At 68.7% G+C, this 19,631-nt stretch carries 17 protein-coding genes; 6 read left to right on the top strand and 11 right to left on the bottom strand.

Annotation, left to right across the window (positions count from 1 at the left end; genetic code table 11):
- The first annotated feature begins 7 nt into the window (after positions 1–7).
- A complete protein-coding gene (gene smc / locus ACWIDZ_RS10715; RefSeq protein WP_453989607.1) occupies positions 8–3,448 on the top strand; it encodes a chromosome segregation protein SMC in 3,441 nt (1,146 codons plus the stop codon).
- Between the two features lie 224 nt (positions 3,449–3,672).
- Here smc and ACWIDZ_RS10710 read toward each other — a convergent pair whose 3' ends face one another.
- The 5 genes from ACWIDZ_RS10710 to ACWIDZ_RS10690 all read right to left on the bottom strand — a co-directional run bounded on the left by ACWIDZ_RS10710 (position 3,673) and on the right by ACWIDZ_RS10690 (position 8,127).
- Positions 3,673–4,533 (bottom strand): WecB/TagA/CpsF family glycosyltransferase, encoded by an 861-nt coding sequence (locus ACWIDZ_RS10710; RefSeq protein WP_453989606.1) that lies wholly within the window; start codon positions 4,531–4,533, stop codon positions 3,673–3,675.
- Positions 4,534–4,694: 161 nt separating this feature from the next.
- Entirely contained in the window at positions 4,695–5,117 is a 423-nt protein-coding gene (locus ACWIDZ_RS10705; protein ID WP_291778428.1) for a MucR family transcriptional regulator, read from the bottom strand.
- A gap of 165 nt (positions 5,118–5,282) precedes the next feature.
- Entirely contained in the window at positions 5,283–6,500 is a 1,218-nt protein-coding gene (locus ACWIDZ_RS10700) for a DUF2336 domain-containing protein (RefSeq protein ID WP_453989605.1), read from the bottom strand.
- Positions 6,501–6,556: 56 nt separating this feature from the next.
- Positions 6,557–7,546 (bottom strand): cysteine synthase A, encoded by a 990-nt coding sequence (gene cysK, locus ACWIDZ_RS10695; protein WP_453989604.1) that lies wholly within the window; start codon positions 7,544–7,546, stop codon positions 6,557–6,559.
- A gap of 98 nt (positions 7,547–7,644) precedes the next feature.
- A complete protein-coding gene (locus ACWIDZ_RS10690) occupies positions 7,645–8,127 on the bottom strand; it encodes an Lrp/AsnC family transcriptional regulator (protein ID WP_453989603.1) in 483 nt (160 codons plus the stop codon).
- 85 nt (positions 8,128–8,212) lie between these two features.
- On the opposite strand from ACWIDZ_RS10690, the gene ACWIDZ_RS10685 reads away from it, so the two are divergent.
- A complete protein-coding gene (locus ACWIDZ_RS10685; protein ID WP_453989602.1) occupies positions 8,213–9,124 on the top strand; it encodes an EamA family transporter in 912 nt (303 codons plus the stop codon).
- Positions 9,125–9,257: 133 nt separating this feature from the next.
- On the opposite strand, the gene ACWIDZ_RS10680 is transcribed toward ACWIDZ_RS10685, so the two are convergent.
- Positions 9,258–10,757, bottom strand: coding sequence for a methyl-accepting chemotaxis protein (locus ACWIDZ_RS10680; protein ID WP_453989601.1), 1,500 nt, complete (start codon positions 10,755–10,757; stop codon positions 9,258–9,260).
- A 206-nt stretch (positions 10,758–10,963) separates the two neighbouring features.
- Here ACWIDZ_RS10680 and fliI point away from each other — a divergent pair, with 206 nt between their 5' ends.
- The 3 genes from fliI (at position 10,964) to ACWIDZ_RS10665 (ending at position 13,973) form a co-directional block, all read left to right on the top strand.
- On the top strand, positions 10,964–12,307 hold the full coding sequence (gene fliI, locus ACWIDZ_RS10675) for a flagellar protein export ATPase FliI (RefSeq protein WP_291778423.1): 1,344 nt from the start codon (positions 10,964–10,966) through the stop codon (positions 12,305–12,307).
- A 16-nt stretch (positions 12,308–12,323) separates the two neighbouring features.
- Complete coding sequence (locus ACWIDZ_RS10670; RefSeq protein WP_453989600.1) at positions 12,324–12,731, top strand: flagellar export protein FliJ; 408 nt, start codon at positions 12,324–12,326, stop codon at positions 12,729–12,731.
- Positions 12,732–12,902: 171 nt separating this feature from the next.
- Complete coding sequence (locus ACWIDZ_RS10665) at positions 12,903–13,973, top strand: endo-1,4-beta-xylanase (protein ID WP_453989599.1); 1,071 nt, start codon at positions 12,903–12,905, stop codon at positions 13,971–13,973.
- A 19-nt stretch (positions 13,974–13,992) separates the two neighbouring features.
- Here ACWIDZ_RS10665 and ACWIDZ_RS10660 read toward each other — a convergent pair whose 3' ends face one another.
- Complete coding sequence (locus ACWIDZ_RS10660) at positions 13,993–14,373, bottom strand: hypothetical protein (RefSeq protein ID WP_453989598.1); 381 nt, start codon at positions 14,371–14,373, stop codon at positions 13,993–13,995.
- The gene (locus ACWIDZ_RS10655; RefSeq protein WP_003169681.1) at positions 14,373–14,501 is read right to left on the bottom strand and encodes a hypothetical protein; all 129 of its coding nucleotides are present in this window, start codon (positions 14,499–14,501) and stop codon (positions 14,373–14,375) included. Before ACWIDZ_RS10655 ends, ACWIDZ_RS10660 begins: the two co-directional genes overlap by 1 nt.
- Positions 14,502–14,647: 146 nt before the next feature.
- On the opposite strand from ACWIDZ_RS10655, the gene ACWIDZ_RS10650 reads away from it, so the two are divergent.
- A complete protein-coding gene (locus ACWIDZ_RS10650) occupies positions 14,648–15,757 on the top strand; it encodes an NADH:flavin oxidoreductase/NADH oxidase (RefSeq protein ID WP_453989597.1) in 1,110 nt (369 codons plus the stop codon).
- Here the strand turns inward: ACWIDZ_RS10650 and ACWIDZ_RS10645 are convergent.
- From ACWIDZ_RS10645 to rpsD, 3 genes are all read right to left on the bottom strand, one after another.
- Positions 15,733–18,105 (bottom strand): bifunctional diguanylate cyclase/phosphodiesterase, encoded by a 2,373-nt coding sequence (locus ACWIDZ_RS10645; RefSeq protein WP_453989596.1) that lies wholly within the window; start codon positions 18,103–18,105, stop codon positions 15,733–15,735. The genes ACWIDZ_RS10650 and ACWIDZ_RS10645 overlap by 25 nt on opposite strands.
- Before the next feature lie 113 nt (positions 18,106–18,218).
- A complete protein-coding gene (locus ACWIDZ_RS10640) occupies positions 18,219–18,611 on the bottom strand; it encodes a hypothetical protein (RefSeq protein WP_291778166.1) in 393 nt (130 codons plus the stop codon).
- A 161-nt stretch (positions 18,612–18,772) separates the two neighbouring features.
- Positions 18,773–19,390: a 30S ribosomal protein S4 gene (gene rpsD, locus ACWIDZ_RS10635; RefSeq protein WP_003169687.1), complete on the bottom strand. Its 618-nt coding sequence runs from the start codon at positions 19,388–19,390 to the stop codon at positions 18,773–18,775.
- Positions 19,391–19,631 lie beyond the last annotated feature (241 nt).

The raw sequence follows: 19,631 nt of genomic DNA, 5'->3' as shown, positions 1-19,631 counted from the left end.
GGACGCGATGCAGTTCCAGCGCCTCCGGCTCGTCGGCTTCAAATCCTTCGTCGACCCGGCCGAGGTGCAGATCGAGGCCGGGCTGACCGGCATCGTCGGGCCGAACGGCTGCGGCAAGTCGAACGTGCTGGAAAGCCTGCGCTGGGTCATGGGCGCCAACTCGGCCAAGGCCATGCGCGGCCAGGGCATGGAGGATGTGATCTTCGCCGGCGCCGCGGGCCGTCCGCCACGCAACCACGCCGAAGTCCAGCTGACCATCGACAACGCCCAGAAGCGCGCGCCCCAGCCCTTCACCGACAGCCCCATGCTGGAAGTCTCGCGCCGCATCGAGCGCGGGCGCGGCTCGACCTATCGCATTAACGGCAAGGAGGTGCGGGCGCGCGACGTTCAGTTGCTGTTCGCCGACGCCTCGACCGGCGCCAACAGCCCGGCCCTGGTGCGCCAGGGCCAGATCTCGGAGCTGATCGCCGCCAAGCCCCAGAACCGCCGCCGCATCCTCGAAGAAGCCGGGGGCGTGGCGGGCCTGCACACTCGCCGCCATGAGGCGGAGTTGCGGCTCAAGGCGGCCGAGACCAACCTCGACCGACTGGACGACATCGGCAAGGAGCTGGAGTCGACGCTGAACCGGCTGAAACGCGAGGCGCGTCAGGCGGAGAAATACAAGAAGATATCGGCCGAGATCCGCGCGCTTCAGGCCGCGTTGCTCTACGTCCGCTGGACGGATGCGAAAACGGCGGCCGAGACGGCGGCGGCCGAACTGCGCGAGGCCGACCGGCTGGTGGCCGAGACCACCACAGCGGCGGCGGCGGCCCAGACGGCGGCCCTGAACGCTCAGGAAGGGCTGAAGCCCGCGCGCGAGGAAGACGCGGTCGCCACCGCCCTTTTGAACCGCGCCATCATCGAGCGCGACCGGCTGGACATGGCCGAACAGGCCGCCCGCGCCGAGGTCGACCGCCTGAAGGCCGAAGTCGCCCGCATCGAGGCCGACCGCGTGCGCGAGGACGGCATGGCCGCCGACGCCGGGCGCGAGCTGGAACGGCTGGACCGCGAACTGGAAAAGCTGAAGGCCGAGATCGCCGCCGCTCCCGAGCGCGGCCCCGAACTGGAACGCGCCCTGCTGGAGGCCGAGGACGCCCGCAAGGCCGCCGACGCCGAGGTCGAGCGGCTGGCCGGGACGCTGGCCGCCGTCGAGGCCCGCGCCAACGCCGAAAGCGCGAGGAAGCGCGACGCCGAGGCCCGGCTCGCGCGGGTGAAAGGCCAGCACGAACAGGCTAGGTGCGAACGCGAGGCGCTCGGCCCGCTGGAAACGCCGGAGATCGAGACGGCGCGCACGGCGCTGGAGACGGCGCAGGCCGACCTCGCCGCCGCGCGCGAGGCTGTCGACGCCGCCGAGGCCAAACGCAGCGACATCGCCCGCGCCGAGCAGGAGGCGCGCACCGCCGCCCGCGCCGCCGAGGACCGGCTGGGCCGCCTGCAGACCGAGGCGCGCGGGCTGGCGCAACTGCTGGTCACGGGCAAGCGCGAGCACCCTCCGGCGCTGGACAAGGTGTCGGCGGCCAAGGGCTATGAGGCGGCGCTGGCGGCGGCGCTGGGCGATGATCTGGACGCCGCGCTGGACGCCCGCGCCCCGGCGCACTGGGCAGGCGCAGACGCTGCGCCGCCGGACTGGCCGCAAGGGGTCGAGCCCCTGTCCGCCCATGTGACGGCGCCGGACCAGCTGGCGGCGCGTCTGGCCTTCTGCGGCGTGGCCCCGCGTGAGCGGATCGCCGAACTGGCCCGCGCCCTGCCGCGCGGCGCGCGCCTGACGACGGTGGAGGGCGACCTCTATCGCTGGGACGGCTTCGTCAGCCGGGCCGAGGCGCCCCGCCCCGCCGCCGTGCGTCTGGCCCAGCGCACCCGCCTGTCAGAACTGGAAGCCGAGATCGACCTCGGCAAGCCCGCACTGGAGACGGCGCAAGGCGCGCTGAAGGCGGCGGGCGAAGCCTTCCGCGCCGCCGAGGAAGCAGTGAAGTCCGCGCGCCTGCGCCCCTTCACCCTGGACAAACAGGTGGTCTCCGCCCGCGACCGGCTGGAATCCCTGATGCGCGATCAGGCCCGCAAGGAGGCCCGCGCCCAGTCGCTGGACGAGACCGTCGCCCGGCTGGATGCCGAGGTGCAGGAGGCTGAAACCGCCTTCGCCGAAGCCAGTTCGGTGGAGTCGTCCTCCGACGTGGTGGTCGGCCTGCGGCAGGAACTGACCGAGGCGCGCGGCGGGGCCGAACGCGCCCGGCTGGCGGCGCAGGCGGCCCGCTCGATCCGCGACGAGGAGGCCCGCGACCGCGCCATGCGCGAACAGCGGCTGGGCAGTCTGAGCCGCGCCCGCGAGGGTTGGGCCACGCGATCCGGCGACAGCGCCGCCCGCCTCAAGACGCTGGAGCGCGATGCGGAGAAGGCGCAAGTCGCCCTGACCAAGGCCGAAGCCGCGCCCGCCGGTTTCGCCGAGCAGCGCAACGCCCTGATGGACTCCCTGGCCGAGGCCGAGAAGCGCAAGCAGGCCGCGACCGACGCCGTCGCCGTGGCCGAGGCGGGCGCGCAGGAGGCTGACCGCGCCGCCCGCGCCGCCGAAACGAGCGCCTCTCAGGCCCGCGAAAGCAGGGCGGGCCTGTCCGCCCGCGCCGAGGCCGCCGCCGAGAAGCTGGCCGAGAGCGCCGCCAACATCCGCGAGACGGCGCAGATGTCGCCCGAGGAGCTGGGCCGGAAGCTGACCGACGACGCCATCGCCCGCCCGCCGGACGCGGCGGGGGCCGAAAGCCTGCTCTACGGTCTTGAGCGCGAGCGCGAGGCGCTGGGCGCCGTCAACTTGCGCGCCGAGGAAGAGGCGGCCGAATACGGCGACCGGCTCAGCGCCATGAAGACCGAGCGCATCGACCTGACCCAGGCGATCGCCAAGCTGCGCGACGGCATTGATGAACTGAACGCCGAGGGGCGCGAGCGGCTGATCGCCGCCTTCGATGTCATCAACACCAACTTCAAGACCCTGTTCGAGGCCCTGTTCGGCGGCGGCCAGGCCGAGCTGAAGCTGGTCGAGAGCGACGATCCGCTGGAGGCGGGGCTGGAGATCTACGCCTGTCCGCCCGGCAAGCGGCTGTCGGTCATGAGCCTGATGAGCGGCGGCGAGCAGGCCCTGACGGCGGCGGCGCTGATCTTCGGCGTCTTCCTGGCCAATCCGGCGCCGGTCTGCGTGTTGGACGAGGTGGACGCGCCGCTGGACGACGCCAACGTCGACCGCTTCTGCCGGATGCTGCACGAGATGCGCAGCCGCACCGACACCCGCTTCATCGTCATCACCCACAATCCGGTGACCATGAGCCGGATGGACCGCCTCTACGGCGTCACCATGCCCGAGCGCGGCATGAGCCAACTGGTCAGCGTCGACCTGCAACAGGCCGAAGAGATCGTCACGGCGTGATCCGAGGCGCGGGGTCGACGTGGACGGAAAAAACAGAGTCCAATTCGTCTGAATCGTCTGAAATCGGCGCGGTCGTCTCCTTGTCAGCCGGCGCCGTGCTCGGCGCGCTCAGGAGTATGCGGGCTGGCTAGAGGACGGCCGGTCGATCCGGTCCAGCCAAGAAAAGGCCTCGAGAATACAACGCCTCAACCAGGGCCATTGCGATGGCTGACAAGGGGCGCGGTTCAGCGCTTCCTGCGCCGCATGGCCGCGCGCACGTCGCCCAACGCCGGTCCAATCAGGAACCAGGGCTCGATGCAGTAGCGCGCAAACAGCCGTTTCGGATCGGCGAACAGGCGGAACAGCCATTCGACGCCCAGCCGTCCCATCCAGCGCGGCGCAGCCTTCTGAACCCCGGCCTCATAGTCGAAGGCGGCGCCGACCGGCAGGATCGGAACCGCCGGCAGAGACGCCAGATTGTCCGCGATCCACAGCTCCTGGCGCGGCATCCCCATGCCGACGAACAGCACGTGCGGGGCGAAATCCCTGACCGCCGCCAGAACCGCCGTATTGCCCAAGGACCCGGGCGTCGCGTCGAAATAGCCGCTGAGCCCCTTCACCATCGCGCCCGGATAGCGGGTCGCCAGTCGCCGCGCCGCCTCTTCCGCCACGCCGTCAGCGCCGCCGACATAGAGGACGCGCCAGCCCTTGCGGTCGGCCAGGCTCCAGAAATGGTCGCGCCAGTCCAGATAGGTGCAGCGGTGCTGCGGCCGCGCGGGATGGCCCAGCAGACGCGCGAAATGGATCAGCGGCGTCGAGTCCAGTTCGATCAGATCAGCCGCCTCATACAGGCGCCGCATCCCCGGCGTACGCCGGATCAGGTAGAGGCTGTGCAGATTGTGGTTGGCGACGACGCTCTGCACGCCCGCGTCCACGCTGCGCTCCAGATGCAGCAGCACCTCTTCGGGCCGAACCAGATCGATCGGCTCGCCCAGCAGGGTGATCCGCTCGTCTGGACGGCGCGTCTGGCGAAACGTCGCGCGGATGCGTCGCCGCCGATCGGGCGGAGGGCCGGAAGGATCGAAACCGGAAGGCGCGTGGTACATGCCGTCTGTCTAGCGCGGCCGTTTCAACGGCAGGTGTGCGGACAGGGTTAACCGCCGTCGCGCCTCAGGTCACGCCCCTGTCCCAGGCTGTGCGTCTGACAGCAAAACGCCCGCCCTTCGATCGAAGAGCGGGCGTTGCATCTCTCGGATGCGTAAGCGGGTTACTTACGCGTGGCGCGGGCCGGCTTACGGCCGCCCTGGCCCAGACCCATCTGCTTGGCCAGTTCCGAACGCGCCTTGGCGTAGTTCGGGGCGACCATGGGATAGTCTTTCGGCAGACCCCACTTGGCGCGGTATTCTTCGGGGCTCATGTTGTATTTGGTGCGCAGGTGACGCTTCAGCGACTTGAACTTGCGACCGTCCTCCAGGCAGATCAGGAAGTCCGGCGTGATCGACTTGCGAACCGGCACCGCCGGTTCCTGGGGCTCGGGCTCGGGCTCGACCGGAGCGACCGAAACGCCCGAAAGAGCCGCGTGAACCTGCGCGATCAGACCCGGCACGGCGTCAGCCGAAACGGAATTGTTGCTGACATAGGCCGACACGATGTCAGCGGTCATCTCGAGCAGTTCGGGTTTTTCTTCCATCTGCATCAGCCTCTTGCATGCCCCATTTTCAATCGACTGATCTGAATCGACCCGCCGTCGAGCGGTTTCATACTTATGTTTTGTATTGAAAGCAATGCGGAGGCGATTTCTCGCTCAAGAAGCGAAGTGTGATCTCGAATTCAGCATAGATCAGGAACGGCCATTTCAACGACCAAAGTTATCCGCCAAGGCGAGCGCCGCCGCGCGCTCGGGCGCCGAGTATTCGTCGATCATCTGGTCTTCACCATCGCGAATGGCGCGCAGCAGGGTCGGCGTCAGAGCGGATGACAGGGACCAGTTCCAGTAACGCAGCACTGTCTGGGCGCGATCGACGGCCAGCATTTCATAGGTCAGCTGCACCCGGCTCCAGTCCGGATGCACGGCGCCGTCCGCCGTCGTCTCGGGTCGACGCATGGATCGCCACAGGGTCTGAAGACTAGAACGCGTCAGTCCCGCCGCCTTGCAGAGTATAGCCACGGGCTCTCCGCCGGGATCGCCCATGATCTTGGCCGCCGTCAGCGGCTTCACCCCGGAAAGATGGCCGATCTCGCCGACCAGGTCGCGCGACAGGCCGTGGGCGGCCGCCGCAGCGACGGCGGCCTCAAGGTCAGCATAGGGGCTCTTCTCTATCGCCGCGCGATTTCGCTGACGTCTTTCAATGAATTGAAGCGCCTTGCGCGCCACCGGGTCGGCCCAGCCCTCCTCGGCCGCCAGGGCGAAGACGTCCTCGACGCTGGTCTGCATGACGTCGCGCGAGACGGCGAAACGCTGCAGGATGACGCGTCGGTCGTCCGGCCCGCACCACCAGAACATCACATAGGCCCCCGAGGGGCGCAGCTCCGGCCGCTTCAGCAGAGCCGTGCAGAGCGCACGCGACGAACGGCTGAGAGCGATCACGCCCTCGAGGCTGGTCTGGGTCAGGCGGGCGGAGGGGTTGGCCAGGACGGCGGCGATGACCGGCTCCTCGCCCCAGCTCAACAGGGTGTCGGTCACAGCCTCCGACAGGTCGCGCCGGGCGGCCATCATCAGCCGGTGCCGGATCGTGGCGTCCCGCGCGCAGCCGATCAGATCGGCGTCCGACAGGGCGGCGCAGTCTTCCAGCAACGGCGCCGCCACCGGCGGTTCGTCGCGCAACAGCAGGCGTTTCAGGGCGTCCGGCAATTCGCCGAGAGGGGCCAGCCGCAAGGCCACGCGCCGCCGCTCCTCCAGCGTCGCCGGACGCAGCACGTCGACCAGAAGATCGCCGACCACCGCCCGCTCGAAGGCGTTGATCCGGCTGGCGGGCAGGCTGACGACATCGGCCAGCCGACGCAGCAGCACCTGCCGCGCCGTGCGCCCGCGCGGCGTGCTCGTCTCGTTCAAACTGGCCTGGGTGTCGCCCATGACGACACCCTAGGCGTCAGCGGTTAACCAGCAGTGCAGTCGCGCCCCAAGCGGCTTCACAGTCCCTCGAACAGGGCCGTGGACAGATAGCGCTCGGCGAAGCTGGGGATGATGGTCACGATGGTCTGACCGGCATATTCATCCTGCGCCGCCAGGCGGAAGGCCGCCGCCAGGGCTGCGCCCGAGCTGATGCCGACAGGTACGCCGTCCTCGCGCGCGACGCGGCGGGCCATGTCGAAGGCCTCCTCATTGGCGACCTGCTCCACGCCGTCGATGACCGCGCGGTCGACCACGGCGGGGATGAAGCCCGCGCCGATGCCCTGAATCTTGTGCGGGCCGGGCGCGCCGCCCGACAGGACGGGCGAGGCGGTCGGCTCGACCGCGATCATCTTCACCGATGGCTTCTTCGCCTTCAACGCATGGCCGACGCCGGTGATGGTGCCGCCGGTGCCGACGCCGGACACGACCACGTCGACGGCCCCGGCCGTATCGTTCCAGATCTCCTCGGCCGTCGTGGCCTCGTGGATAGCGGGATTGGCCAGGTTCTCGAACTGGGCCGGGCTGACCGAGCCGGGGATTTCCGTCAGCAGCTCCTCGGCGCGGGCGATGGCGCCCTTCATGCCCTTTTCGGCCGGCGTCAGCTCCAGGCGCGCGCCCAGCAGGGCCAGCATCTTGCGCCGCTCGATCGACATGCTCTCGGGCATGACCAGGATCAGCTTGTAGCCCTTGGACGCCGCCACGAAGGCCAGGGCGATGCCGGTGTTGCCGCTGGTCGGCTCGATCAGGGTCGCGCCCGGCTTGATCTTGCCCAGTTGCTCCAGCGCCTCGACCATGGCCACGCCGATGCGGTCCTTGACCGAGGCGATCGGGTTGAAGAACTCCAGCTTGGCCAGCACCGTGGCCTTGGGCTTCAGCGCCGCCGTCAGATTGGGCAGCCGCACCAGGGGGGTGTCGCCGATGGTGTCGACGATGCTGTCATAGACCCGGCCCCGCCCCGCCTTCTTGTGGCGGCTGGCGTCATAGGCGGCGTTGGAAGCGTCGGACATAGGAGGTCTCCGTGCGGGTGTCGGCTCAACAGATAAGTCTTATACGCCGCGAACAAAGCAGACCCGCGCAGGAATTCTGACGCAGGCTTTAGCAGAACTCATCGCGCCAGGGCGCGGCGGGCGGGGTCGAAGGGCAGGACTTCGCGGATCGAGATCAGGGTCTTGAAAGCCCTCACGCGGGCGTCGTCGTTCAGCATCTCGCGGGTGAAGACCTCATAGGCCTCCATCGTCGGCACCACGACATAGAGAATCAGGTCGGTGTCGCCCGTCACATACCAGGCGGCCTGAACCTCGGGCCGTGCGGTCAGCTTGTCGATCAAGGCGTCCAGAACGGCAGTGCCCTCGCGCTCCATCTCGACCAGGACGTGCATGGTCAGGGTCCGCGCCAGGCGCGCCGGGTCGACCACGGCGACGTCGGCGATGATGACGCCGTCGTCGCGCAGCCGCCGCAACCGCCGCGACACCGCCGATTCCGACAGGCCGACCTTTTCCGCCAACAGACGCGCGGGTTGGAGATTGTCGCGCCGGACCAGGGCCAGCAGGCGACGGTCGAAGGAATCGAGGTCGGCGTTTTCTTGCATTATCAGGCATCATACGCCTGTTTCTTGCGTCATGGCAGGTGAAATCAGCGAGAAACGCAGGCGGGTTTTGGCTAGGTTCCGCGCCATGTCCTCCCTGACGCTCGCCCTTCGCACGCCGCGCCTCGCGGCTATCCTGCCCTATCTCGCCCTGGTCGGCGGGATGGTGTCCCTTTCGGCCGGCACCTCCTTCGCCAAGACGCTGTATCCGATGGTCGGGCCGGCGGGGACAGCAGCGCTGCGCGTCGGCCTGTCGGCCCTGGTGCTGCTGGCGATCTTCCGGCCGTGGCGCACCGCCTTCACCCGCAACGACCTGCGGGCCCTGGCGGTCTACGGCGGGGTCATGGGGTTGATGAACCTCAGCTTCTACATGGCGCTGAACACCATTCCGCTGGGCGTGGCCCTGGCCATCGAGTTCATGGGGCCGCTGTCGGTCGCCCTGTTCAACTCGCGCCGCCTGATCCATTTCGTCTGGGTGGGCTTTGCGGTGCTGGGCCTGAGCCTGCTGCTGCCGCTCGACGGCGCCGTGGCGACGCTGGACCCCGTCGGGTGCGCCTATGCGGCGGCGGCGGGCCTCTTCTGGGCGGGCTACATCGTCTTCGGCAAGCGGGTCAGCCACCTGCCCAGCGGCGCGACCGTCGCCGTGGGCATGTCGATGGCGGCCGTGACGGTCGTGCCGTTCGGCCTCGCCGGCGCAGGACTGGCCCTGTTCGATCCGAAGATCCTGGCGCTCGGCCTGGTCGTGGCCCTGGTGTCCAGCGCCCTGCCCTATACGCTGGACATGATCGCCCTGCGCCACATTCCCAAGCGCACCTTCGGCGTGGCCGTCAGCGGCGATCCGGCCATCGGCGCCCTGGCCGGGCTGTTCGTGCTGGGCGAGCATCTCAGCACCCTGCAATGGCTGGCCATCGCCGCCATCATCACCGCCTCGGTCGGCGCGGTGCTGACCTCGCCCTCGGACGAGGCTCAGCCGCTGCAGGACCCCGCCGCCCCCGCCTGACCACAGACGCGTTTCGATGAAGTTCCTGCTGTCCCGGCTGCAACGGCCGATTCCCAACCTGATCGCCTGCCTGGTCTTCGGCGCAGTGCTGGCCCTGCTGATGCGAGCGGCGGTGAAGCTGCTGTTCTAGGGCCTAGAACTCGGTCCATTCCTCCACCGCCGGACCGTTGGCCACGGCGCGCAGGCGCGCGCGCTGGGCCTCCAGCGCCGGAGGCGGGCCGCCGCGGCCGGGCATCTCCCGACCTTTCAGCTCGCGCGCCCCGCCCTCGTCCGCGCCCGTGCGGAAACGCCCCACAAGTTCAGCCAGGTGTTCGGCCTCGGTCTTGAGATTGGCGGCCGCCGCCGTGGTCTGCTCGACCATGGCCGCGTTCTGCTGCGTCACCTGGTCCATCTGGTTCACCGCCTGATTGACCTGCCCCAGGCCCGAGGCCTGCTCCTGGGCCGAGGCGGCGATCTCGGCGACCAGGCCGTCCATCTCATTGACCTGTTCCGCGATCGTCGTCAGGGCGCGGCCCGTCTCGGCGACCAGCTCCACGCCTTGCGCCACCTCGGCGCCCGAGGCGGCGATCAGGGTCTTGATCTCCTTGGCGGCCTCGGCCGAGCGCTGGGCCAGGGCCCGCACCTCCGAGGCGACCACGGCGAAGCCGCGTCCGCTGTCGCCCGCCCGCGCCGCCTCGACCCCCGCGTTCAGCGCCAGCAGGTTGGTCTGGAAGGCGATCTCGTCGATCACGCCGACGATGTCGCTGATCTCGGCCGAGCGGCGGCTGATGCCGTCCATGGCGGCGACGGCCCGGCGCATGACGTCGCTCGACCGATCCGCCTCTGCGTGAGCCTTGGACGCGACCGTCGCCGCCTGGCGCGCGCCTTCGGCCGCCCGCTGCACGGTGACGGTGATCTGATCCAGGGCCGCCGCCGTCTCCTCCAGCGAAGCGGCCTGCTGTTCGGTGCGGCGCGACAGGTCATCCGAGGCCTGGCTGATTTCGTCGGAACCGCCGCGCAGCGTGGCCACGGCCGCCAGCACCTGCCCCAGCGCCGTGCGCAGGCTGGCGACGGCGCCGTTGAAGTCCGACTTCACCGCCTGGTGGGCGCCTTCCATCTCCTGCTCGATGGCCGCCAGGAGATCGCCATCCGAAAGGCGGGAGAGCTGTTCGGCCAGGGCGCCGACAAGGCGAGCCTGCGCCCCCTCGGCCGCCAGGCGGGCCTGCTCCGCCCGTTGCGAGGCCTGTTCGGCCTCGGTGATGTCGACCGCCAGCTTGACCACCTTCAGCGGCCGACCGGCTTCGTCCAGCACGGGATTGTAGGAGGCTTCGAGCCAGACCTCCCGCCCGCCCTTGGCGATGCGGCGGAACTTGCGGGCGACGAAGCGGCCCTCGTTCAGTTCCCGCCAGAAGGCGCTGTAGTCGGGCGTCGACGCCTCATCGGGGTCCATGAACATCCGGTGATGCCGTCCCTGAATCTCGTCCAAGGCGTAGCCCATGGTCTGAAGCAGATTGTCGTTGGCGCCGAGAATCGTCCCGTCCAGATTGAATTCGATCACGGCCTGGGACCGCCCGATCGCCGCCATCAGGCGGTCCAGTTCCTCAAGCCGCTCCAGATCCGCAGCCTGTTTTCGCCGACGATTTCTGCTGAACATCCGACCCGCTCCCCTTCTGATTGCGGTGATGACCCTAGGCACGTCTGAGGGAAGTCTACGGCCGGAAGCTTTCTTTTTCCTTTCTCGCGCGCATAGGTTGTAACGTCAGGCCGGCTTCATCGCTCATTAACCATGATGCAGCAGTGTCCGCCCATCGGCCGCGCGCCTGGGATCGCCCCATCGCGCCTGCGGTCCAGGGGCTTTCTTTGCGCAATCTCGTCGCCGCCGTCGAAGCGATCGACCCTTTGGTCGTCACCGGCAAGGTGGCGGGCGTCAGCGGCCTGCTGATCGAGTCGCGCGGCGGCCTGTCGCGTCTGGCCGTCGGGGCGCGGGCCGAGATCGAGCGGCGCGGCCAGCCGCCCCTGCCCGCCGAGGTCGTCGGCTTTCGCGAGGCCAAGGCCCTGCTGATGCCCTTCGGCCCGGTCGAGGGCGTGGCGCCCGGCGCCGACATCAGGATCATCGACACAGCCGCCAGCGTGCGCCCCACCACCGCCTGGCTGGGCCGCATCATCGATTCCTTCGGCGAACCGATCGACGGCCTGGGGCCGTTGACGCCGGGCCTCGTCCCCTATCCCTTGCGCGCCCCGCCGCCGCCCGCCCATTCGCGCGGCCGGGTGGGCGAGCGGCTGGATCTGGGCGTTCGGGCGATGGACGTTTTCACCACCACCAGCCGAGGGCAGCGCCTGGGCATCTTCGCCGGTTCGGGCGTGGGCAAGTCGGTGCTGCTGTCCATGCTGGCGCGACAGGCGACCTGCGACGTCGTGGTGGTCGGCCTGATCGGCGAGCGGGGCCGCGAGGTTCGCGAGTTCATCGAGGAGACCCTGGGCGAAGAGGGGCTGAAGCGCGCCGTCGTCGTAGTCGCCACCAGCGACGAGCCGGCGCTGAAACGGCGTCAGGCCGCCTATATGACCATGGCCGTGGCCGAGTTCTTCCGCGATCAGGGGCTGGAGGTGCTGTGCCTGATGGACAGCGTCACCCGCTTCGCCATGGCCCAGCGCGAGATCGGCCTGGCGGCGGGCGAACCGCCGACGACCAAGGGCTACACCCCCACCGTCTTCACCGAACTGCCCAAGCTGCTGGAGCGCGCCGGGCCGGGGCCGATCCGGCCGGACGGTACCGAGGCGGGACCGATCACCGCCCTGTTCACCGTGCTGGTGGACGGCGGCGACCATGACGAGCCGATCGCCGACGCCGTGCGCGGGATTCTGGACGGCCACATCGTCATGGACCGCAAGATCGCCGAGCGCGGCCGCTTCCCCGCCATCGACGTGCTGAAGTCCGTCAGCCGCACCATGCCCGGCAACCAGTCCCCGCCCGAGCGCGAACTGAACCGCCGCGCGCGCCAGTGCCTGAGCGCCTATTCCAACATGGAAGAGCTGATCCGCATCGGCGCCTATCGCACCGGGGCCGACCCCATCGTCGACCGCGCCATCGCCCTGAACCCGGCCCTGGAAGGCTTCTTGACCCAGGACAAGGACGACGTGACGCGCCTGGCCGACAGTTTCGACAGACTTGAAACCATCCTGAACCAAGGCATGGTGGACCAATGATCGCGGGAGACGACGCATGACGGCCTGGGCCCAATCCCTGATCCGCATCTCCAACTATGAGGTCGAGACGCTGCAGAAGCGTCTGGCCGAAATCAGCGCCCGCAAGGCCGAGGCCGAAATGCGTGTCGCCGTGCTGGACGCCGAGGCCGAGGTCGAGCGTGAGAATGCGCGGCACGACCCGTCGTCAGGCATGATGCTGCAGGCCTATCTCAACGGCTGGAAGCAGCGCCGCGCCGACGCCGAGGCCGAGGTCGCCGCCGTCGCCGCCGAGGAAGAAGGCGCCCGCGACGCCCTGACCGGCGCCTTCGAGGAGCTGAAGAAGTTCGAGCACGTCGCCGAGACCACCCGGCTGAACAAGCTGATGGCCGCCGCCAAGCGCGAGGCCGCCGCCTATGACGAAATGGGCCTGCGCCGCCGTGGCTGAAAGCAGCAGCGGCGCCTCTCCCTCCCCTTCATGGGGAGGGTGGCTGAGGCCGTCAGGCCGAGGCCGGGTGGGGGCGACGTGGCTCTTCAAGCGCCGAGGCCAGGATCACCAGGCCCTCCCCACCCGGTCGCTTCGCGACCACCCTCCCCATGAAGGGGAGGGAGAAGCGCTGTGATCGACCGCCGCGCCCTGCTGACTTCGACCCTCGCGCTCGCGTCCTGCGGCGCGGGCGAGGCGCCTGTTCCGTCGCCGACCGGTCCCATCCGCCCGCTGAAGTCCATCGCGTCCTTCCCTGTCGGGACCGTCGCCATGTCGGGCCAATTGTCCGATCAGGACTGGTTCCGTCTGGTCTCCACCCACTTCTCCCAGCTCACGCCCGAGTGGGAGATGAAGATGGAATACATCCTCCAGAAGGACGGCTCCCTGCGCTTCGACGCGCCGGACCGCATCGCCTATTTCGCGCGTGATCTGGGCGTCCGCCTCTTCGGCCACGCCCTGATCTGGTATGCGCAGGATCATCCGTGGTTCACCGCCATCGTCGACGACCGGGCGCGCTTCATCGCCGAACACGACCGCTATATCGCCGAGGTCGCCGGGCGCTGGCGCAGCCAGATCGTCGGCTGGGACGTGGTCAACGAACCGGTCGAGGATGACGGCAGCGGCTATCGCGACTGCTTGTGGAGCCAGGGCCTGGGCGGCGTCGACGCCTATATCATCCGCGCCTTCGAACAGGCCCGCATCGCCGCGCCCGAGGCGACCCTGTTCCTGAACGACTACAACCTGGAAAACACGCCCAAGAAGGGCGCCGCCTTCCTGCGTCTGGTCGAGCGGCTGCTGAAGGCGGGCGCCCCGGTTCAGGGCATCGGCATCCAGTCCCACCTCGACATCGAGATCCCCGACGGCCGGATCGCCGGCTTCATGAACGAGGCCCGCCAGTTCGGCCTGCCCATCCACGTCTCCGAACTGGACGCCTCGCTGAAACGCGGCGGCCGGATGCCCGACCTGCGTCCCGGCGCCCAGCGACGCGAACAGCAGACGGCGCGCGTGGCCGAACTGGCGGAAGCCTTCATGGACCTGCCCCCCGCCCAGCGGTTCGCCTTCACCGTCTGGGGCGTGCGCGACAGCGACTCCTGGCTGCGCCGCGCCGAGAACGACGACGGCAAGGACAGTCCGCTGCTGTTCAACGACGAAGGGCGGCCGAACCCGCTGTTCGGCGTGCTGTCAGGCGCGTTCGGCGCCTGACGCCTCTCCAGGGCCGGGCCTACAGGCTGATCGGATTCAGCACGCGCACGGGCTGGCCGCGCTCCAGGCCCAGCTCGTCATAGGTCCAGCTGACCGACTTTCCCTCGGGGACCAGGGCCTTGCACAGGTCAGGCGAACGGCGGGCCAGGGTCAGTTCGGCGGGGTCGCCGTCCTTGATCCGCACCTCGAAGCTGGACGCCTCGGTGCAGCCGTTGGAGCCGACGACGACGTTCAGGCGCTGGCCGTCGAAATCGACCTTGCGGACGGCTTCCAACGGCTCGTCCCGAGCCGCGCTCTGGTCCGTGACGATCGAGACCTTCTCTCCGCCCTCGTTGGAATAGATGACGCAACCGCCCAGCAGCGGCAGCAGGGCGACGGCGGCGACGACGGCCAGGCGCATCAGTTCGCCTCGGCGGGGGCCGAGTGGATGACGCGGGTGGTCGGCTTCTCGGTGGCGATGATGATGCAGCCCGACAGCATGGGCGCGGCGACCGCGGCGACGGCGAGGGCGATGATGAGACGACGCATAGGTGTTCCCCTTGTTGGTTGGCGGCAAACTGCCAGTCTCGCGGTTGGGGATCACGTGAATAATCGGAAAGGGAGGCCTTGAACCCAACCGCCACAGTCATAGCTACTGTGCCCCGCCTCCCCGGGGTTCATCGAGAGATTCACGTATGAGCCTGCTGTTCACCCCGCGCGCCGTCGGGCCGCTGACGCTGAAGAACCGCATCGTCATCGCCCCCATGTGCCAGTATTCGGCCGTGGACGGCGTCCCTCAGCCCTGGCACGCCCAGCATGTGGCCAGACTGGCCCTGTCCGGCGCCGGACTGGCAGTGATCGAAGCCACGGGCGTCGAGGCCGCGGGCCGCATCTCCTGGGCGGACACCGGCCTATGGAACGACGAGCAGGAAGCCGCCTTCGCCCGGATCATCCGCGACATCCGCACCTATTCGGACACGCCGATCGGGATTCAGCTGGCCCACGCCGGACGCAAGGCCTCGACCAATCCGCCGTGGATCGACCGGGGCGGCCCGGCGCCGGCGGACAAGGCGTGGGAGACCTTCTCCGCCTCGGCCCAGCCCTATCGCGACGACTGGCACACGCCGACCGCATTGGATCAAACGGGCATGGACCGCGTGGTCGCCGCCTTCGTCGATGCGGCCGAGCGCGCCGACCGCGCCGGGTTCGACCTGGTCGAGCTGCACGCCGCCCACGGCTACCTGCTGACCCAGTTCCTCTCGCCGTTGTCGAACGAACGGACGGACGAATACGGCGGCTCGCTGGAGAACCGGATGCGCTTCCCGCTGCGCGTCGCCCAGGCCCTGCGCGACGCCTGGCCCCGGACCAAGGCCCTGGGCGTCCGCTTCAACGGTTCGGACTGGACCGAGGGCGGCATTACCCCGGCCGAGGCGGCCGTCTTCGGTCAGGCCCTGCACGAGATGGACTATGACTACCTGCACCTGACCAGCGGCGGCAACGTCGCGACCGCGCGCATCCCCGGCGACCAGCCGGGCTATCAGCTTCCCTTCGCCGAGGCGGTCAAGGCGGCGGTCCCCGAGGCCAACGTCATGGCCGTGGGCATGATCGTCACGCCGCAACAGGCCGAAGCAGTGCTGACCGAAGGCAAGGCCGACCTGATCGCCGTCGCCCGCGCGGTTCTGGACGATCCGAACTGGGGCCATCACGCCGCCGTCGCCCTGGGCGCGGAAGAGGCCCTGCCGGTCCAGTACGAACGGGCGGACGCGACGCACTGGCCGGGCTACGCCGCCGCGCGCTCGGCCTGAGGCTCGGCGGTTTCCGTCGCCGCGATCCTGACCACGCCGTTCAACAAGGCGTCGGCCTCGGGCTGAGGCCGACCCAGCAGGTAGCCCTGCACCTCATTGCAGCCTTGGGCGCGCAGGAAGGCCAACTGCTCTGCGGTTTCGACGCCTTCGGCCAGGACCGGGATCGACAGACTTTCGCCGATGGTCAGGACGGCGCGGATGATGGCCCGCGACTGCGGCGCCTCGCCGTCCAGTTCGGTCATGAAGGAGCGGTCCAGCTTGATCTTGTCGAAGGGGAAGGCCTTCAGCGTCGACAGGGAGGAATAGCCCGTGCCGAAGTCGTCCATGGCGATGCTCACGCCCAGGGCCTTCAGCTGGCGCAGCACATGGGTGGTGCGCTCCATGTCGGTGATCATGGCCGTCTCGGTGATCTCCAGCTCCAGGCGCGACGGCGCCAGGCCGGTCTCCAGCAGGATCTGGTGCACCAGACGAGGCAGGTCGACGTGGCTCAACTGGACCGGCGACAGGTTCACGGCGATGCGATGCGGCTCGGCCCAGGCGGCGGCCTGACGGCAGGCCTGGCGCAGCACCCATTCGCCGATCGGCAGGATCAGGCCGTTCTCCTCGGCCACAGGGATGAAATCGGCCGGCGAGATGTAGCGGCCGTCGTGATCCTTCCAGCGCAGCAGAACTTCATAGCCGGTAGCCTTGCCGGTGCTGACCGAGGCCTGCACCTGATAGTGCAGTTCGAACCGCTCATTCTCGAGCGCCTCACGCAGGGCCTGAGTCACACGACGGCGCGCACGGACCGCCTGGTCCATGTCCGCCTCATAGAAGCAGACGTCCTGGGTCAGGGAGGCCTTGGCGCGATACATGGCCAGGTCGGCGTTGTTGATCAGGGTAGAGACGTCGTGGGCGTCCTCAGGCCACAGCGCCACCCCGATGCTGGCGCCGCAGGACAGGTCGGCGTGGTCGAGGGTCACGGTCTGAACAACGGCCTGACGCAGGCGCTCGGCGACAGCGCGAGCCTCGTCGCGGTCGGCGACCGAGGCCAGGGCCAGGAATTCGTCGCCGCCCTGGCGCGCGATGAACTCGCCCTCGCGCAGAACGCCCTTCATGCGCTCGGCGATGACGCACAGCAACTGGTCTCCAACCGCGTGACCGTACAGATCATTGACTTCCTTGAACCGGTCCAGGTCCAGGGCGAACAGGGCCAGGGCCTCCCCCTCGGCGGCGGTCTGCTTCTGGCGGGTCAGACGCTCCAGGAAGGAGGCGCGGTTCGGCAGACCGGTCAGGCTGTCGTTGCGCGCCAGATGGGCGATGCGGCGCTCCTGGGCCATGCGGGCGCGCAGGTCGCGTACGGCGTAGATCATGGTGCGGCTGCGCGCGGTGAGGTCGCGACGGGCCGATAGTTCGACGGGAATCTCCTGTCCCTTCGCCATCAACACGGTCTGGGTCACAGCCCCGTCATCGAGACGGCGGGCGTCCTGCACCCAGGCCTCCAGATCCGAGCCGATCAGGGCCTGGCGATCCGCGCCCGTCAGTTCCGCCAGCACTTCGTTGACGGCGACGATGACGCCGTCCCGCTCGATCGCCATGCCGTCCACGCCGGTCTCGAGCAAGTACTGCAGGCGTTCACGGTTCTGCGCCAGAGCCTCACGGTCCAGAGCGTGGCTGGCGGCCCCGGCGCCCAGAACCAGCAGGCCCACCCCGGCCACGCCCAGCGCCAGCACGCCACGCGCGTCCTCGCCCGTCAGCATGCCGTCCAGCGGCGCCAGGGGGATGACCGTCATCGCCGCCATCGCGGTGAAGTGCAGGCAGACGATGCCCAGCACCATGGCCGCTCCGCCCTTCAACCGAGCGTAACGGTCGTCGGCCGACGCCAGATGGAAGCTCAGAGCGCCGAACAGCACCGAACCGGCGACGGATACGGCCAGATAGACGGCCGACCAATGAACCACGCCCTCGACCGACAGGGCCGCCATTCCCACAAAGTGCATTGCCGCCACGGCCGCGCCGAACAGGATTCCGCCAGCCTCGACGGAGAACCGGCGGCGCATGGAGGCGGCCGCCAGCGCCAGGCCGACGCCCAGAATCGCCACCGCCAGGGAGACCCCCGTCAACAGCGGCTCATAGGCCGTCTCGACGCCTGGTCGGTAGGCGATCATGGCCACGAAGTGGGTGCACCAGATCGTCGCCCCGCCCGCGACGGCGCCCAGGAAGAGCCAGGACAGACGAGCCATCCCTGCGTTCTCCCTGACCCTTTTCAACAGTCCTGTGGTGATGAAGCTGCCCAGCAGGCAAATCAGGGCAGCGAGGGCGACGAGCCCCAGATGATGCTCGTCGGTAAGGCAGGTCAGGACACGCATGGAAGACGCCGGGGAGGAAAAGAGCCGGCCGTTCTAACTCCCAGGCGTTAACCCTGGCTGTTTCGATATGGATAAAGGAAAGTTGAAAAAGGCCGCCCTAACGGCCTTCGCCCTCACTGGCTGATGGCTACGGCCGCGCCGTCCATCATGTAGGGGTTGTTGACCACGACATTGGCGCCCGGCGGCAGGCCCAGTTCCTGGAAGGTCCATTCGACCTGGACCCCGCCCTTGATCGGACGGGTGCAGCGATCCTCGTCCAGGCGACGCAGGGTGATGACCGCCGAATCCTTGAGCCGGGTGATGAAGGGCTTCACGTCGCTCTTGTCGGTGCAGCCGTTGGAGCTGACGCGGAACACGGCCAGGTCGCGGGTGAAAGCCGCGGCGTGGATCGGCTCCAGCTGGCCCGGCATCCCTTCGGTCCGCACCAGCGAGCCCGGCTTCTGGGCGCAGCCGGTCAGGACGACGGATAGCGCCACAGCGGCGCAGAAAGCGATCCGATATCTCATTTCAGCCTCCCGCGGCTCGATCCTGACAGCCGGCGCAACATGCCTTGGTTTGGCCCAAAAGGGAACCGCCGCTGCGTCGGATAAAAAAAGAGGCCCCGGCGAGCCGGAGCCTCTTCTTGATCCTGAAACCGCGCCCGACGGATCGGGCAGGTCCGTCGAACTTACGAGGAGTAGTATTCGACGACCAGGTTCGGCTCCATCTTCACCGGGTACGGAACGTCGGACAGTTCCGGCACGCGGCCGTAACGGACCGAGAAACCACGATCGCCCAGCTCCAGATAGTCAGGCAGGTCGCGCTCGCTCGACTGCTGGGCTTCGAGCACCAGAGCCATGTTGCGCGACTTTTCCTTGACCTCGATGACCTGGCCCGGCTTGACGCGGTACGAACCGATGTCGACCTTCTTGCCGTCCACGGTCACGTGGCCGTGCGAGACGAACTGACGGGCGGCCCAGACGGTCGGCACGAACTTGGCGCGGTAGACGATGGCGTCCAGACGCGATTCCAGCAGGCCGATCAGGTTTTCCGAGGTGTTGCCCTTGCGGCGGGCGGCTTCGGCGTAGGTCGCCGCGAATTGCTTCTCGGTGATGTTGCCGTAGTAGCCCTTCAGCTTCTGCTTGGCCTTCAGCTGCAGGCCGAAGTCAGAGACCTTGGACTTGCGGCGCTGGCCGTGCTGGCCGGGGCCGTAGGAACGCTTGTTGACGGGAGACTTGGCGCGACCCCACAGGTTTTCACCCATGGCCCGGTCGAGTTTGTACTTGGCGCTATGGCGCTTGGACATGTGTCACTCTTCATCATGATGCGGCCCGGCCCCTCCCCTATTGGAGCGGCGATCTCAACGGCGGTCCACGCATCGTCCGTAATAGACATCGCGCCTCGGGCGAAACCCGGTGCGAGAAGGCCGGGCTTATGAAGGCGGCGAGGCCGGGAGTCAATGTCGGCGGCCTTGGCTCCAGCATGACAGAAAGGAAACTTGAGCCCGCAGCCTCCGCCCGTGCAGTTGTCCCAAGCATAAGAAACAG

It is taken from the genome of Brevundimonas sp. NPDC055311 (genome assembly GCF_053645695.1).
The sequence above is the reverse complement of the archived record's forward strand: the minus strand, read 5'-3'. Positions and strand labels throughout refer to the sequence as shown.